The organism is Streptomyces sp. S063, from assembly GCF_002832675.1.
In the GTDB taxonomy this organism is placed as follows: domain Bacteria; phylum Actinomycetota; class Actinomycetes; order Streptomycetales; family Streptomycetaceae; genus Streptomyces; species Streptomyces sindenensis.
In genome coordinates this window covers 5,954,701-5,969,109 of record NZ_CP021707.1, presented here as the reverse complement: position 1 = coordinate 5,969,109, position 14,409 = coordinate 5,954,701, and the positions used below count along the sequence as shown (strand labels likewise).

Below are 14,409 nucleotides of genomic sequence, written 5' to 3'. Positions count from 1 at the left end.
CGGGGAAAAACACCTTGGGGCGCCGGCCCCACGGTGCGTCACGTCCCTTACCCGGGGCCTTTCGCACCCCTTCCGAATCAACTCTCGACTGAAACACCACAGTGACAGTCGGTCTGGTACGGTACCTGGCGTGATGAAGGTCACGGGGCAGTAAAATCGTGACCTGCCGGTCCATGCATGTACGGGGGTAGGTGTACATGAGGCTTTTTGACGGCCGAAGACGACTTCTTGAACCGGACAGTGCGTCTCAATTCTTAGAGAAGAGCTTCGAATCCAGCGTGGCAGGAGCCGGGCGCCTGGTTTTCATCAGTGGTGGAGTCGGCAGCGGAAAGACGACGCTGCAGAGCGAACTTCTCCACAACGCCGCTGGTTCGGGCGCTCTGACGCTGAGTGCGACGGCCGCACCGGACGAGCAGCAAATCAATGCCGCAGTACTCGACCAGCTCCTCGCCAATTCCCCTCTGCCCATTGACATACCCGACGACCCCGGTACAGTTTCCCCGGATTCCGGGGATGAAAGCGACTGGTCCGCGGTTCCGGGGCGCCGGCAGACGGACACCCGAATTCCCCGCAGATTCTGCGACGCACTCCTGGGTATCGCGCGGACACGTCCTCTCGTCATAGCGATCGATGATCTTCACTATGCCGACGACCTGTCTCTGAAGCTGATCCTGCAGCTCCAGCTCAGGATCAGGTTCACCAGGATGATGGTGATCCTCAGTCAGCCGGACTGGCTTCCGCAGACCGCGCAGATGCGTCTCAGCGCGCGCTTCGCACGCCAGCCGCACTTCCACTTCGTCCAGTTGCAGCCCATGTCCAAGCGGGCCGTCGGTTCCATGTTGCGCGAATCCCTCGACGGAGCGCCCGGTCCCGACCTGCCGGCGCAGCTCCACGCCCTGGGCGGGGGCAACCCGCTGCTCACGACCGCCCTCGTCGACGACTACCTCGCCGGCGACCGCGACGGCCGTCCCGCGGTGGGCCCGGCGTACGCCCGGGCCGTGCACGCCTTCCTCGACCGGCCGGACATCAGACTGCTGGAGACCGCTTCCGCCGTCGCGGTACTGGGCGACTACGGCGGTACGGAGATGGTGGCGAAGCTCACCGGGATCGATCCCGACGCGGTGAGCGGCATGATGGACGCCCTCGATCTCGCCGGACTGCTCGTCAAGGGGCAGGTCAAGCACCCCAGCACCCGGGCCGCGATCCTGGGCAGCCTCGCGCCCGGGGCCCGTTCGGCGCTGCACAGCAAGGCCGCCGAGCTGAAGTACTGGAACGCGGCCACCCCGAACGAGGTGGCGTCCCATCTCGTCGCGGCGGGCGAGACACCGGCGCCCTGGGCGATCCCCGTCCTGCGGCACGCGGCGGGTCAGGCCATGCTCAGCGACGACGTCCAGTTCGCCACCCAGTGCCTGGAGTTGGCGCTGACCGGCTCGAAGGACGAGGACGAGCGGCGGGCCATCCGCCAGTCGCTCGTGCACAACACCTGGCGGGTCAACCCCTCGGCCGTCTCGGCCTACGGATCCTCGCTGCGCGAGGCCGCGTACGCGGGGACGCTGGACGCGCCCGGCTGCTTCGCGCTCATGCGGCACGCCCTGTGGCACGGCGACCGCGAGACCTTCGCCCGCACCCAGCAGGTGCTGAGCACCCTGCCGGCGTCCGTCGACCCCCAGACCGAGGCCGAGCTGCACCTCGCGTATCAGTGGCACTTCGGCCCGGTCGCCGGCACGAAGGAGCACGCCGACTCCGGGAGCCACCCGGGTTCCGCGCTCTGGGACCGTACGGCGGCCGGCCTGATGCAGATCTGGCGCGGCGGCGGGGACGAGACGACCGACGCCAGCGCCGAGCGGATCCTGCAGAACTGCCGTCTCAGCGACACCTCGCTGGAAGCTCTCGCCATGGCCATCATGGCACTGGCGCGCAGTGGCAGGAGCGACCGCGCCGAACGCTGGTGCAAGCGGCTCGTCCGGGAGGCGGACCAGCGCGGCGCCGTGACCTGGCAGGCCATGCTCGAAGGTCTCCGGGCGAGCATCCTGCTGCAACGGGGCGAGGTGGCCGTCGCGGCCGAGCGGGCCCGTGCCTGCCTCGACATGCTCGGAGAGCACAACTGGGGCGTCTCGATCGCGCAGCCGCTCACCGTTCTCCTGCTCGCCGACATCGCCCGCGGCAGTTACGACGACGCGGCGAAGGTGCTGCGCCGTCCGGTACCCGAAGCGATGTTCGCAACGGTGGGCGGGCTCACCTATCTACGCGCGTGCGGCCACTTCTACCTCGCCACCAAGCGGCCGCTCGCCGCGGTCAGCGAGTTCCAGAAGTGCCAGCAGCTGGTGCGGGACTGGGACGCGACGGCAGCCTCGCTGGTGCCCTGGCGGAGCGACCTCGCCGAGGCCAACCTGCATCTCGGCAACACGGCGATGGCCCGCGATCTGGCGAGACAGCAGCTCGATCTGTCGGCCGAGAAGGACCCCTACGGCAGTGGTCTCGCGCTCCGGGTGCTGGCGCAGGCCGGCCCCCCCGGTGAGCGCTCGGCCCTGTTCGCCAGGGCCGCCGAGTCCTTCCAGGCCCTGGGCGACCAGCTGGAGGTGGACAGGACCGTCCGGATGGCCAACAAGGCGCCCCGGAGCGGCACCGCCCCCCGCACCGGCCGGCCCGGTGATCAGCGCTGGCCGGCCGAGCGACGGAGCCCGGGAGAAGGCCAGAAGCTCACCCCCCGAGGCATCCCCGCGCAGCCGCTCGGCTCCGGGCGGGCGCCGGCCCGGCCCGTCGGCGCTCCGGCGCGGAGTGCGCCGGCCGCGCGTACCGAACGGTCCGCGGCGCCCGGCTCCAAGCCATCGGAGACACATGACGCCACCGTCCTCAGCGAGGCCGAACAGCGCGTCGCGCAGCTCGCGGCCCTCGACCACACCAACCGGCAGATCAGCAGCAGGCTGTTCATCACCGTCAGTACGGTCGAGCAGCACCTGACGCGTGCCTACAAGAAGCTGGGCATAAGCGGCCGGAGCACCTTGAGCAAGGAACTCTGGACACGCTATCCGCAGCTCATGTCGAGCGACGAAAGCCCCCGGAGCGACTCCGGGATCGGCATCGTCGTCTGACGTGCTGCCGGTCTCCGCGGGGAATCACCCGGCGGAGACCGGCAGCACGTCCGGCGACAGCGCGCCCGCGTGCGCGGCGGCGCTCGTCATCCGGCGACGGTGGTGACGGCGGCAGAGCACCTCGTAGCCGATCTCCGTGGCCGGCCGGTCGACGTCCCCGACGACGACCTGTTCCCCCTCGACCACCATGACCCCGCCGACCGTCCGGGCGTTGTGCGTGGCGCGGGCCCCGCACCAGCAGAGCGCCTCTACCTGGAGGGCCTCTATGCGGTCGGCCAGTTCGATCAGCCGCTGGGAGCCCGGGAACAGTTTGGTGCGGAAGTCCGTGGTGATGCCGAAGGCGAAGACGTCGAGCTTCAGATCGTCGACCACACGGGCCAGTTGGTCGATCTGGTCCGGAGCGAGGAACTGGGCCTCGTCCACGATCACGTAGTCGACCCGGCCGCCCCGGCTGACCCGGTCCACGATGTTTCCGTACAGGTCCATGCCCTCCTCGGCCTCGACGGCGTCCGTCACCAGGCCGAGCCGGGAGGAGAGCTTGCCCTCGCCCGCGCGGTCGTCCCGGGTGAAGATCACGCCCTGGAGGCCACGTGCCGAGCGGTTGTGACCGATCTGCAGGGCCAGCGTGCTCTTTCCGCAGTCCATCGTTCCGGAGAAGAACACCAGCTCGGGCATGAGAGGTCGAGCACCTTTCGGAGGGGGTGGTGGGGCAGGAGGGGTTACGAGCGTACTTCGAGGAGCGGGACGAGCTGTTCCACGGGGGTCAGGGAGCCGTGCACGCCCACCATGGCCGACTCGTGCGGTTCGTTGACGGAGGCCGTGATGATCACGTCGTCGTGGGCGGCGGCGACCACGTCGCCGATCCGCCCGTACACCCGCTCGTCGACCGTCGGACCGAACCACCCGGCCGCGATGGCCTCGTCCCGGCTCGCGATCCAGAACTGCTCGCCGAGGACCTCGCGCCAGACGGCCAGGACGTCGGCCTGGGCGCCGGGCACCGCGTAGACGTGGCGGGCGCGGCCCTCGCCGCCGAGGAGGGCGACGCCGGCGCTCAGCTCCCAGTCCTCGTCGAAGTCGATCCGGGACTGTTCGTCGAACGGGATGTCGATCATGCCGTGGTCGGCGGTGATGTAGAGCGCGGAGCGCGGCGGGAGCTGCTCGGCGAGGCGCCGGGCGAGCCCGTCGACGTACATCAGCTGGCCGCGCCAGGCGTCGGAGTCGGTGCCGAAGCGGTGGCCCTTGCCGTCGACCTCGCTGTAGTACGTGTAGACGAGCGAGCGGTCTCCCGCGGCGAGGCGCTGGGCGGCGACGTCCATCCGGTCCTCGCCGGAGAGCCGGCCGAGGAAGGAACCGCCGCTGAGCGCGATCTTGGTGAGGGGGGTCTGCTCGAACATCGGCGCGGAGACCTGCGCGGTGTGCACACCCGCGGCGTCGGCGAGCTGGAAGACCGTCGGGTACGGCTGCCAGGCCTTCGGCTCGGTCCAGGGCTTCCAGCGGAGCTGGTTCATCAGCTCGCCGGTGCGCGGGTTGCGCGCGGTGTAACCGGGCAGGCCGTGCTCGCCGGGCGGCAGCCCCGTACCGACGGAGGCGAGCGAGGTCGCGGTGGTGGACGGGAAGCCCGCGGTGAGCGGGCGGCCGGTGCCTCCGCGCGAGGTGGGCAGCAGGGAGTGCAGGAAGGGGGCCTCGTCCGGGTGGGCCTTGATCTGCTCCCAGCCGAGGCCGTCGATCAGGAAGACGCAGTTGCGCCTCGCCGGGGTCAGCTCGGGGATCGCGACGGTGAAGCCCGGCACCTCCAGCCCGGCGGCGAGCGTCGGCAGCAGGTCCGCGAGCGAGCCGCTGCCGTACTCCGGTACGGGCGCGGTGTCGAGGGCCAGCGGCGCGGGGTCCTGCCAGGCGGGCTGGGCCATCAGCGGCCACTCGCCGCGGTGGCGGCCGTGGCCTCGGAGAGCGCCTGGGCGAAGGCGAGGGTCTGGCGCACGGCGTCGGGGCCGTCACCGGCCTCGCTGACCCGCAGGCTCAGGTCGTCGGCGGTGGAGCTGCCGGTGTAGCCGTGGTCGGCCTCGCAGTTGGAGTCGCCGCAGGCGGCGGGCTCCAGGTCGATGCGGGAGACCGCGCCCCAGCCGATGGTCAGGACGACCTCGCGGGGCAGGGTGCCCGGGACGTACTTCTCCGGGTTGGCCACCACCCGGCTGACGACCACGGAGGAGATCCGCTCCAGCTTCACCGACTCGGTGGAGGTGGTGGCGTACGGCGTCGGGGAGCTGGTGTCGGCGGCCTGCTCGTCGGTGTGGCTGACGATGAACCGGTGCTCGGTCAGGACGAGGACCGTCACATGACGGCGGACCTCGTTGGAGTCGAACGTGGTCTCCTGGTGGACCAGGTACGAAGCGACCGGCTCCCCGCCGACGGCGGCCTCCACCGCCTCGGCCACGAGGGCCGGGTAGTAGCCGCTGCGCTCGATCGCCGCGCGCAGCCCCTTCGTCGTCGTACCGGTCTTTGCCATGAGCACCATCCTACGGCGGGCCGGTGACTGCCGGGGACGCCCCGGTGGCCGCCGGCCGGCGGGTCTCAGTAGTTCGGAAGGCGGCGGGGGCCGACATCGCTCCGGGCGGGCGGCGGGGCCAGGCGGACACTCGCGCCCAGCACGGTCAGCCCCTGCGGGGCGACGACGACGGGTTCGAGCGCGACGGAGACCACCTCCGGGTGGTCGTCGACCAGCCGGGACAGCCGCAGTAGCAGTTCTTCGAGCGCGGCGGTGTCCACCGGGGCCGAGCCGCGCCAGCCGAAGAGCACCGGGGCCGCCCTGATGGACCGGATCAGCTCGGCGGCGTCCCGGTCGGTGGCGGGGACCAGCCGGTGCGCGGTGTCGCCGAGCAGTTCGGAGGGCGCGCCCGCGAGGCCGAAGGAGAGGATCGCCCCGGCGGCCGCGTCGATGGAGGCCCGCACGACGGTGTCCACGCCGCGCGGGGCCATCGCCTGGACGACGGGGAGGAGTTCGGCGGGCTTGCCGAGGAGGTCGGTGAGCTCTCCGTACGCCCGGCGCAGCGCCTCCTCGTCGGCGACGTCGAGGCGGACACCGCCGAGGTCGGCGCGGTGTCGCAGGTGGGGGGCGGTGGTCTTGAGGGCGACCGGGTAGCCGAGCCGGGCCGCCGCGGCGACGGCCGCCTCGGGGTCGGGGGCGGGCAGGGTGGGGCGTACGTCGATGCCGTAGTGGCCGAGCAGTTCGCGGGCCTCGTCGTGGCTGAGCGGGCGCCCGCGCGGGTCGGGGGCGGTGGCGAGCTGCGCCTCGATCAGGGCGGCGGCCCCGGCCTCGTCGATGGTGTCGTCGAGGAACTCGGGGATCTTGCCCGGCACGGCTGCCTGCCGCCGCCACTGGGCGTACTTCACGGCCTCGGCGAGGGCGCGTACGGCCCGTTCGGCGGCGGGGTAGGCGGGGATGCGGCCGGGGCGGGGCGGGGTCTCGGGGGCGGGCGCTTCGGAGGCCGGTGGTGCGGGGGCGGGCGTGCCGGGGGAAGGCGTCGCGGAGGTCGCCGGTCCGGGAACCGCCGGGGCGGTCGCCGCCCTCGGGGCGGTGGGCCCGGCCTGGGCGGCGGGCGTTGCCGGGGCGGTGGTCCCGGCCGCCCGGCCCGTGATCGTTTCCGGGCCGGCGGTCCCCGCCCGGTCCGCCGCCCCCCGGGCCGCGTCCGCTTCCGGGGACGGGGTCCGGAGCGCGGGGGTCCGCGGTCGCGGGGCCGCCGTGCTGCTCGCGGCGGCCAGCGCCTCGGCGAGGCCGCCGATCTCGACGTGGACGACGGCCACCGGCTTGGCGGAACCCCCGGCCACCGCCTTGGTCAGGGCCTCGGCCAGCACCTGGCCGTCACCGGTCTCGGCCTCGCCGCTCTCCCCCACCCACGGGATGGCGGTGACGATCACGGCGTCGCAGGTCCCGTCCGCCAGCGCCTCGGCCAGCGCGTCGCGGAAGTCCTGCGGAGAGGCGGCGGTGGTGAGGTCGATCGGCGGGCGCGGCCGCAGCCCCTCCGCGAGGCAGGCGTCGTACGTCAGCAGGCCGAGGGACTCGGAGTTGCCGAGGATGGCGACCCGGGGGCCGGCCGGGAGGGGCTGGCCCGCCAGCAGGAGCCCGGCGTCGACCATCTCGGTCACGGTGTCGACCCGGATGACGCCGGCCTGGCGCATCAGCGCGGAGACCGTGGTGTCGGGGATGCGGCTGACCGGGACGGCGTGGCCGGGCGGGTTGGTGCCGCTGTGCCGGGCGCCCTTCACCACGACGACGGGCTTCACGGCGGCGGTGCGGCGGGCGAGGCGGGTGAACTTGCGGGGGTTGCCGAGCGATTCGAGGTAGAGGAGCGCGACGTCGGTGTCCGGGTCCTCGAAGGAGTACTGGAGGAAGTCGTTGCCGGAGACGTCGGCCCGGTTGCCCGCCGAGATGAACGAGGACAGGCCCGCGCCGCGCCGGTGGAGGCCGGAGAGCAGGGCGATGCCGATCGCGCCGGACTGGGTGAACAGCCCGATCCGGCCGCGCGCGGGCGACTCGGGGGCGAGGGAGGCGTTGAGCCGGACGGTCTCGGCGGTGTTGATGATGCCGAAGGCGTTCGGGCCGATGATCCGCATGCCGTACGAGCGGGCCTGGCGGACCAGTTCGCGCTGGAGCTCGCGGCCCTCGGCGCCCCGCTCGGCGTAACCGGCGGAGAGGACGACCAGGCCCTGGACGCCGTGCTCGCCGCAGTCGGCGACGGCCTCGGGGACGCGGTGGGCGGGGACGGCGATCACGGCGAGGTCGACCTGTTCGTCGATCTCGCCGAGCGAGCGGTGGGCGGGGACCCCGTCGAGGGTGGCCGGGCCCTCGTCGAAGGCGCGGTTCACGGCGTAGGTGCGGCCGGTGTAGCCGGCGGCGAGGAGGTTGCGCAGGACCGTGCGGCCCACGCCGCCGGGGGTGCGGCCGGTGCCGATGACCGCGACGGAGCCCGGGGCGAGCAGCCGCTGCACCGAGCGGGCCTCGGCGCGCTGTTCCCGGCCGCGCTGGACGGCGAGGGACTTCTCGGTGGGTTCGAGGTCGAGGGTGAGGTGGACGGAGCCGTCCTCGAAGCTGCGGCGCTGGGTGTACCCGCCGTCCCGGAACACCTTGATCATTTTGTTGTTGGCGGGGAGCACCTCGGCGGCGAAGCGCCGGATGCCGCGCTCACGGGCGACCGCGGCGATGTGTTCGAGCAGCGCCGAGGCGACTCCGCGGCCCTGGTGGGCGTCCTGGACGAGGAAGGCGACCTCGGCCTCGTCGGCGGGGGCAGAGGCGGGACGGCCCCTGTCGTCGATGCGGTCGTAGCGGACGGTCCCGATGAACTCGCCGCCGATCGTGACCGCCAGTCCGACCCGGTCGACGTAGTCGTGATGGGTGAAGCGGTGCACGTCCCGGTCGGATAGGCGGGGATACGGGGCGAAGAAGCGGTAGTACTTCGACTCGTCGGACACCTGCTCGTAGAAGCTGACCAGTCGCTCGGCGTCGTCCGTGGTGATCGGCCTGATGCGCGCGGTGCCCCCGTCGCGGAGCACCACGTCCGCTTCCCAGTGGTCGGGGTACGCGTGATGCGGACTCTGTTCCGGCGTGGGCTCCATGGCCAAAGCCTACGGCCGGACGGGAGGCCGGGCACAGCACCACGCACTGCATGAGAGACTGGTCTAGACAACCGTTGATATGTGAAGGGCAGAACCATGGCTGAGCGCCGCGTAAACGTCGGTTGGGCCGAGGGCCTGCACGCCCGCCCCGCTTCCATCTTCGTCCGTGCCGCCACGGCCTCCGGCGTCCCCGTGACGATCGCCAAGGCCGACGGCAACCCGGTCAACGCCGCCTCCATGCTGGCCGTGCTGGGTCTGGGCGCGCAGGGTGGCGAGGAGATCGTGCTCGCGTCCGACGCGGACGACGCCGAGGCCGCTCTGGACCGGCTGGCGAAGCTGGTCGCCGAGGGCCTGGAAGAGCTCCCGGAGACCGTCTGACCCCTCCGCCTCCGGTCCGTCCGGATGCGACGCGCGCGAAAGCCGTGATTCCGTCAAGGGATCACGGCCTTTTCGTTTTCGAGAGAGCCGCATCTCGATAATGCGGGCAGCGCGAAATAGGCGCTCCGCAATTACTTCTCTTTGTATACGGCGCTTCTGTTAATGCCGGACACCCGCAGTGTTTACGCCGTGTTGCGAACTTCTCACCGGGCGGACGGGGGCGGTGCGGCGCCCCGGGAGATCCGGGCGGCGGAGCCGGTACTCGGCGGTGGAGCGTTCCGCGTGCTGGGCGGTGAGGGCCCTCGCCCGCTCCGCGTCGCCGCGCGCCACCGCGTCCACGATCGCGCCGCGCTCGGCCCAGGAGTCGACCGGGCGGGCCCGCTGCTCGACCGCGTACATCCAGGCGATCTTGTGGCGGAGCTGGGTGAGCAGCGCGATCAGCCCGGGGCTTCCGGAGGCCTGGGCCAGGGTCTCGTGGAACCAGCCGCCCAGCGAGCGCAGATCCTCGCCCTCGCCCCGGCGGGCCCGCTCCTGGCCCAGCCTGACCAGACCGCGGAGCACCTTCAGATGGGCCTCGGTGCGGCGCTGGGCGGCACGGGCCGCGCCCAGCGGCTCCAGGAGCATCCGCACCTCCAGGAGGTCGGCCGCCTCCTGCACGGTGGGCTCGGCGACACAGGCGCCGGCGTGCCTGCGAGTGACCACGAACCCCTCGGACTCCAGCGTGCGCAGGGCCTCGCGGACCGGGACGCGGGAGACCCCGTAGCGGCGTGCCAGCAACTCCTCGGTGAGGCGGCTGCCGCGCTCGTAGACACCGGAGACGATGTCGTCACGGATTGCCGTGCATACCGAATGCGCGGGAATGCGCATATCCGAACCTCCGCCTTGATCCCCGCGAAACGCGGCCGCCCGACGTCTGTTCCGTGACTCTATGACAATCCGCCGGAATTTCCGATGGCGGGTCGGAATCCAGGGATATCTTCACGCGGGAATTGCCGAAGGCCCCGGCGGCTGCCGGGGCCTTCGGGCGGTGGGTCGCGCGGAGTGGGGTCAGACGTTCAGACCGTGGGAGCGCAGGTAGGCGACGGGGTCCATGTCGGAGCCGTAGTCGGGGGTGGTGCGGGCCTCGAAGTGCAGGTGCGGGCCGGTGGAGTTGCCGGTGGAGCCGGAGAGGCCGATCTGCTGGCCGGAGGAGACGCTCTGGCCGACGGAGACGCCGATCGAGGAGAGGTGGCCGTACTGGGTGTAGGTGCCGTCGGCCATCCGGAGCACGATGTTGTTGCCGTACGCGCCGCCCCAGCCGGCCTCGACGACCGTGCCGGCGCCGACCGCGACGACGGAACTGCCGGAGGCGGCCCGGAAGTCCACGCCGGAGTGGCTGCCGGAGGACCAGAGGGAGCCGCCGGCGTTGTAGCCGGTGGTGACGTGGGAGCCGGCGACCGGGAGGTGGAAGGCGTTCAGCCGGGCGCGCTCGGCGGCGCGGGCGGCACGGGCCTTCTCCTCGCGGATCTCCTTGGCGCGGGCCTCGGCCTTGCGCTCGGCCTCGGCCTTCGCCTTGGCCTTGGCGGCCTTCTCCCGGGCCTCGGCGGCGGCTTTCGCCTTCGCCTTGGCGATCGCGTCGGCCTGCCGCTGCTGGGCGTGGGCCTGCGCGTCGATCCGCTCGGCGAGGGTGGCGTCGAGGGAGAGGGCCTGGGTGAGGCCGGTGTCGGCGACCTTGGCGGCCTCGGTGTCGGCGGCGAGGGCCGGGGAGGACAGCGAGCCGAGGACTCCGGTGGTGGCCAGGGTCGCGATGCCGGCGGCCTGGGCGCTCCGGCGGGTGAGGCGGCTCGGGGCACGGTGCTTCCCGGTGGCACGGGTGAACGCCATGGAGGGGCTGGTTCCTTTCCTTCCTTCTCGCCTACCGGGTTAGCTGACGGGTTCGGAGCAGGAAGGTCTCCTACGGGTCCCCGCGCCGGTTCGCGGCTCGGGTCTCCGATTCACCCCAGGGACTGCGTGGGTCCCCGGCTCCCCAGGCTCGCGCCTGACGGGGACTCGGCGATGGCTGTCCGGCGCCGCGGCTGCGGCATACAGGTGACGGACAGCCGGGCCGACGCTAGGCGGGGCGACTTCCCATCACCAAACGGACACGGGGATTTGTCGCGTATCCCACAGGGCAGACAGGCAACCACTCCCCCAAAGGGGGTGAAACCGACCAATGCGTCAAAAACGAAGGACCCCGACGAAATCTCTTCCGTCGGGGTCCGGTTCACGCCGGTGACCGCTCAGCGGTCGGCCGCGCGCCGCGGCGGTGTCAGCCGGTGACGACGGTCACCTCTCCGATACCGAGGGCCTTCACCGGCTCCGCGATCCGGGCGGCGTCCCCCACGAGGACCGTGACCAGCCGGTCGACCGGGAAGGCGTTGACCACGGCGGCGGTCGCCTCCACGGTGCCCGTCTCGGCGAGCCTGGCGTAGAGGTGGGCCTGGTAGTCGTCGGGGAGGTGCTGCTCGACCTGGTCGGCCAGCGTGCTCGCGACGGAGGCGGCGGTCTCGAACTTCAGCGGGGCGACGCCCACCAGGTTCTGCACGGCCGTCTCGCGCTCGGCGTCGGTCAGTCCTTCGGCCGCCAGCGTCCGCAGGACCTTCCAGAGGTCGTCCAGGGCAGGTCCGGTGGACTCGGTGTCCACCGAGCCGCTGATCGCGAGCATCGCCGCGCCGCCCGAGTCCGGGCCGGAGGAGCGCAGCACCTGGGCGAAGGCGCGTACGCCGTAGGTGTAGCCCTTCTCCTCACGCAGCACCCGGTCCAGCCGGGAGGTGAGGGTGCCTCCCAGGCAGTACGTGCCGAGCACCTGCGCGGGCCATACGCGCTCGTGCCGGTCGGCTCCGATGCGGCCGATCAGCAGCTGGGTCTGGACCGCGCCGGGCCGGTCCACGATGACCACGCGGCCGGTGTCGTCCGCGGTGATGGGCGGCACCGGGCGGGCCTGGGCGGTGTTGCCCGACCAGTCGCCGAGGGTCTCCGCCAGCAGCGCGTCCAGGTCGATGCCGGTGAGGTCGCCGACGATCACGGCGGTCGCGGTGGACGGGCGGATGTGGGCGTCGAAGAAGGCGCGCACGGCGGCCGCGTCGATCCGCCGGACCGTCTCCTCGGTGCCGAGGCGGGGGCGGGACATCCGGGCGGTGGCCGGGAACAGCTCCTTGGAGAGCTGCTTGGCGGCGCGCCGGGACGGGTTGGCGTGCTCGTGCGGGATCTCGTCGAGGCGGTTGCCCACCAGGCGCTCGATCTCGCTCTCGGCGAAGGCGGGGGCCCGCAGCGCCTCGGCGACCAGTCCGAGCGCCTTGGCCAGGCGGGAGGCCGGGACCTCCAGGGAGACCCGGACACCGGGGTGGTCGGCGTGCGCGTCGAGTGTGGCGCCGCAGCGCTCCAGCTCGGCGGCGAACTCCTCGGCGCTGCGCTTGTCGGTGCCCTCGGAGAGCGCCCGCGACATGATCGTGGCCACGCCGTCCAGGCCCTCGGGCTCGGCCTCCAGCGGCGCGTCCAGGAAGATCTCCACGGCGACGACCTGCTGGCCGGGGCGGTGGCAGCGCAGCACGGTCAGCCCGTTGGGCAGGGCGCCGCGCTCGGGCGCCGGGAAGGCCCAGGGGCGGGCCGTGCCGGGCGTGGGCTGCGGGTGGAACTCCATGGTTACTCCAGTCACGGCGGCGTCGCTCACTTGGCCGCCCCCTCGTGCGCGTCGGTCCCCTCGGTGCCGTCCTCGCCCTCTTCGCCCTCGGCGGCCTCGTCGGCCGGCTCGATGGGCTCGTAGACGAGCACCGCCCGGTTGTCGGGGCGCAGGGCCGCCTCGGCCGCCGCGCGCACCTCCTCGGCGGTGACGTCCAGGACGCGGCTCACCGCGGTCAGGGCGAGCTGCGGGTCGCCGAACAGGACGGCGTAACGGCACAGTTCGTCGGCGCGGCCGGCGACCGTGCCGAGCCGGTCGAGCCACTCGCGCTCCAACTGCGCCTGGGCCCGCTCCATTTCCTCCGGGGTGGGCCCCTCGGCGGCGAACCGGGCCAGCTCCTCGTCGACGGCGGCCTCGATCGTCTCCACCTCGACACCGCCGGACGTCTTCACGTCCAGCCAGCCCAGCGAGGGCGCCCCGGCGAGCCGCAGCAGGCCGAAGCCCGCCGCCACGGCCGTACGGTCGCGGCGGACCAGGCGGTTGTGCAGCCGGGAGGACTCGCCGCCGCCCAGCACGGTCAGCGCGAGGTCCGCGGCGTCGCAGGCCCGGGTGCCGTCGTGCGGGAGGCGGTAGGCGGCCATCAGGGCGCGCGCCGGAACCTCCTCGTGGACCACTTCGCGCAGCTGCTCGCCGATGATCTCGGGCAGCGTCCCGTCGCGCGGCGGCTGCTTGCCGTCGTGGGAGGGGATGGAACCGAAGTACTTCTCGATCCAGGCGAGGGTCTGCTCGGGGTCGATGTCGCCGACCACCGAGAGCACCGCGTTGTTGGGCGCGTAGTACGTACGGAAGAACGCGCGGGCGTCCTCCAGCGTGGCCGCGTCCAGGTCGGCCATGGAGCCGATCGGGGTGTGGTGGTAGGGGTGGCCCTCGGGGTAGGAGAGGGCGGTCAGCTTCTCGAACGCGGTGCCGTAGGGCACGTTGTCGTAACGCTGGCGGCGCTCGTTCTTGACGACGTCGCGCTGGTTCTCCATGGACTCCTCGTCGAGCGCGGCGAGGAGGGAGCCCATCCGGTCGGCCTCGAGCCACAGGGCGAGTTCCACCTGGTGGGTGGGCATGGTCTCGAAATAGTTGGTCCGCTCGAAGCTGGTCGTTCCGTTGAGCGAACCGCCGGCCCCCTGGACGAGCTCGAAGTGACCGTTCCCCTTGACCTGGCCCGAGCCCTGGAACATCAGGTGCTCGAAGAGGTGAGCCAGGCCGGTGCGTCCCTTGACCTCGTGGCGCGAGCCGACGTCGTACCAGAGGCAGACCGCGGCGACCGGGGTCAGATGGTCCTCGGAGAGCACCACACGCAGGCCGTTGGCCAGGCGGTGCTCGGTCGCTGTCAAGCCGCCGGAGCCGGCCTGTGCTGTGGCCGTGTGACCCATGGGCATGTACGTCCCTTCGATCGCGATACTGGACTTCCTGCCAGACCTGCCACTCTAAGCAAGCGCACCAGCACCTGGCGAAGTTCCCGTTCGGCGGATGTTTCCGTCGATGGTGTCGCGGACGCCGTCGGCGGTGTACCGCCCGGGCGGCTTCGGACCGTCCCTCGGAGAGGCCTTCGGACGGGTCGAGGTCGGCGTTGTCAGTGGGGCGGTCCACAATGGACCGCGTCAGCAGCTCGTGTTGTCCCGAACAAGCTCAGGTCGCCCGAAC

Annotated in this window: 10 protein-coding genes and 1 riboswitch; of the genes, 2 read left to right on the top strand and 8 right to left on the bottom strand. The window is 72.3% G+C overall.

From position 1 onward, the window contains the following. Positions 1-197 precede the first annotated feature (197 nt). Positions 198-3,092: a helix-turn-helix transcriptional regulator gene (locus tag CCZ36_RS27480; RefSeq protein ID WP_128818782.1), complete on the top strand. Its 2,895-nt coding sequence runs from the start codon at positions 198-200 to the stop codon at positions 3,090-3,092. Positions 3,093-3,116: 24 nt separating this feature from the next. Here CCZ36_RS27480 and CCZ36_RS27475 read toward each other — a convergent pair whose 3' ends face one another. The 4 genes from CCZ36_RS27475 to CCZ36_RS27460 form a co-directional block, all read right to left on the bottom strand. Continuing rightward, positions 3,117-3,767: a thymidine kinase gene (locus tag CCZ36_RS27475; protein ID WP_069739007.1), complete on the bottom strand. Its 651-nt coding sequence runs from the start codon at positions 3,765-3,767 to the stop codon at positions 3,117-3,119. Between the two features lie 44 nt (positions 3,768-3,811). After that, the gene (locus CCZ36_RS27470; protein ID WP_069739008.1) at positions 3,812-4,999 is read right to left on the bottom strand and encodes an alkaline phosphatase family protein; all 1,188 of its coding nucleotides are present in this window, start codon (positions 4,997-4,999) and stop codon (positions 3,812-3,814) included. Further along, positions 4,999-5,595 (bottom strand): DUF5998 family protein, encoded by a 597-nt coding sequence (locus CCZ36_RS27465; protein WP_006128099.1) that lies wholly within the window; start codon positions 5,593-5,595, stop codon positions 4,999-5,001. The genes CCZ36_RS27470 and CCZ36_RS27465 overlap by 1 nt, the downstream gene beginning before the upstream one ends. A 65-nt stretch (positions 5,596-5,660) precedes the next feature. After that, complete coding sequence (locus CCZ36_RS27460; RefSeq protein WP_128818781.1) at positions 5,661-8,699, bottom strand: bifunctional acetate--CoA ligase family protein/GNAT family N-acetyltransferase; 3,039 nt, start codon at positions 8,697-8,699, stop codon at positions 5,661-5,663. 96 nt (positions 8,700-8,795) lie between these two features. On the opposite strand from CCZ36_RS27460, the gene CCZ36_RS27455 reads away from it, so the two are divergent. Beyond that, positions 8,796-9,077, top strand: a complete 282-nt coding sequence (locus tag CCZ36_RS27455) for an HPr family phosphocarrier protein (RefSeq protein WP_007449776.1) — start codon at positions 8,796-8,798, stop codon at positions 9,075-9,077. Between the two features lie 159 nt (positions 9,078-9,236). Here the strand turns inward: CCZ36_RS27455 and CCZ36_RS27450 are convergent, their stop codons facing one another. The 4 genes from CCZ36_RS27450 to CCZ36_RS27435 form a co-directional block, all read right to left on the bottom strand. Beyond that, positions 9,237-9,944: a GntR family transcriptional regulator gene (locus CCZ36_RS27450; RefSeq protein ID WP_069739010.1), complete on the bottom strand. Its 708-nt coding sequence runs from the start codon at positions 9,942-9,944 to the stop codon at positions 9,237-9,239. Positions 9,945-10,124: 180 nt separating this feature from the next. Then, the gene (locus CCZ36_RS27445; RefSeq protein WP_069739011.1) at positions 10,125-10,940 is read right to left on the bottom strand and encodes a M23 family metallopeptidase; all 816 of its coding nucleotides are present in this window, start codon (positions 10,938-10,940) and stop codon (positions 10,125-10,127) included. A 14-nt stretch (positions 10,941-10,954) separates the two neighbouring features. Next, positions 10,955-11,121: riboswitch (cyclic di-AMP (ydaO/yuaA leader) on the bottom strand. A 243-nt stretch (positions 11,122-11,364) separates the two neighbouring features. Further along, positions 11,365-12,735 carry a M16 family metallopeptidase gene (locus CCZ36_RS27440; protein ID WP_069739012.1) on the bottom strand — a complete coding sequence of 457 codons (1,371 nt, stop codon included), beginning with the start codon at positions 12,733-12,735 and terminating at the stop codon, positions 11,365-11,367. Between the two features lie 26 nt (positions 12,736-12,761). Then, positions 12,762-14,144 (bottom strand): M16 family metallopeptidase, encoded by a 1,383-nt coding sequence (locus CCZ36_RS27435; protein WP_069739013.1) that lies wholly within the window; start codon positions 14,142-14,144, stop codon positions 12,762-12,764. Positions 14,145-14,409: the final 265 nt, after the last annotated feature.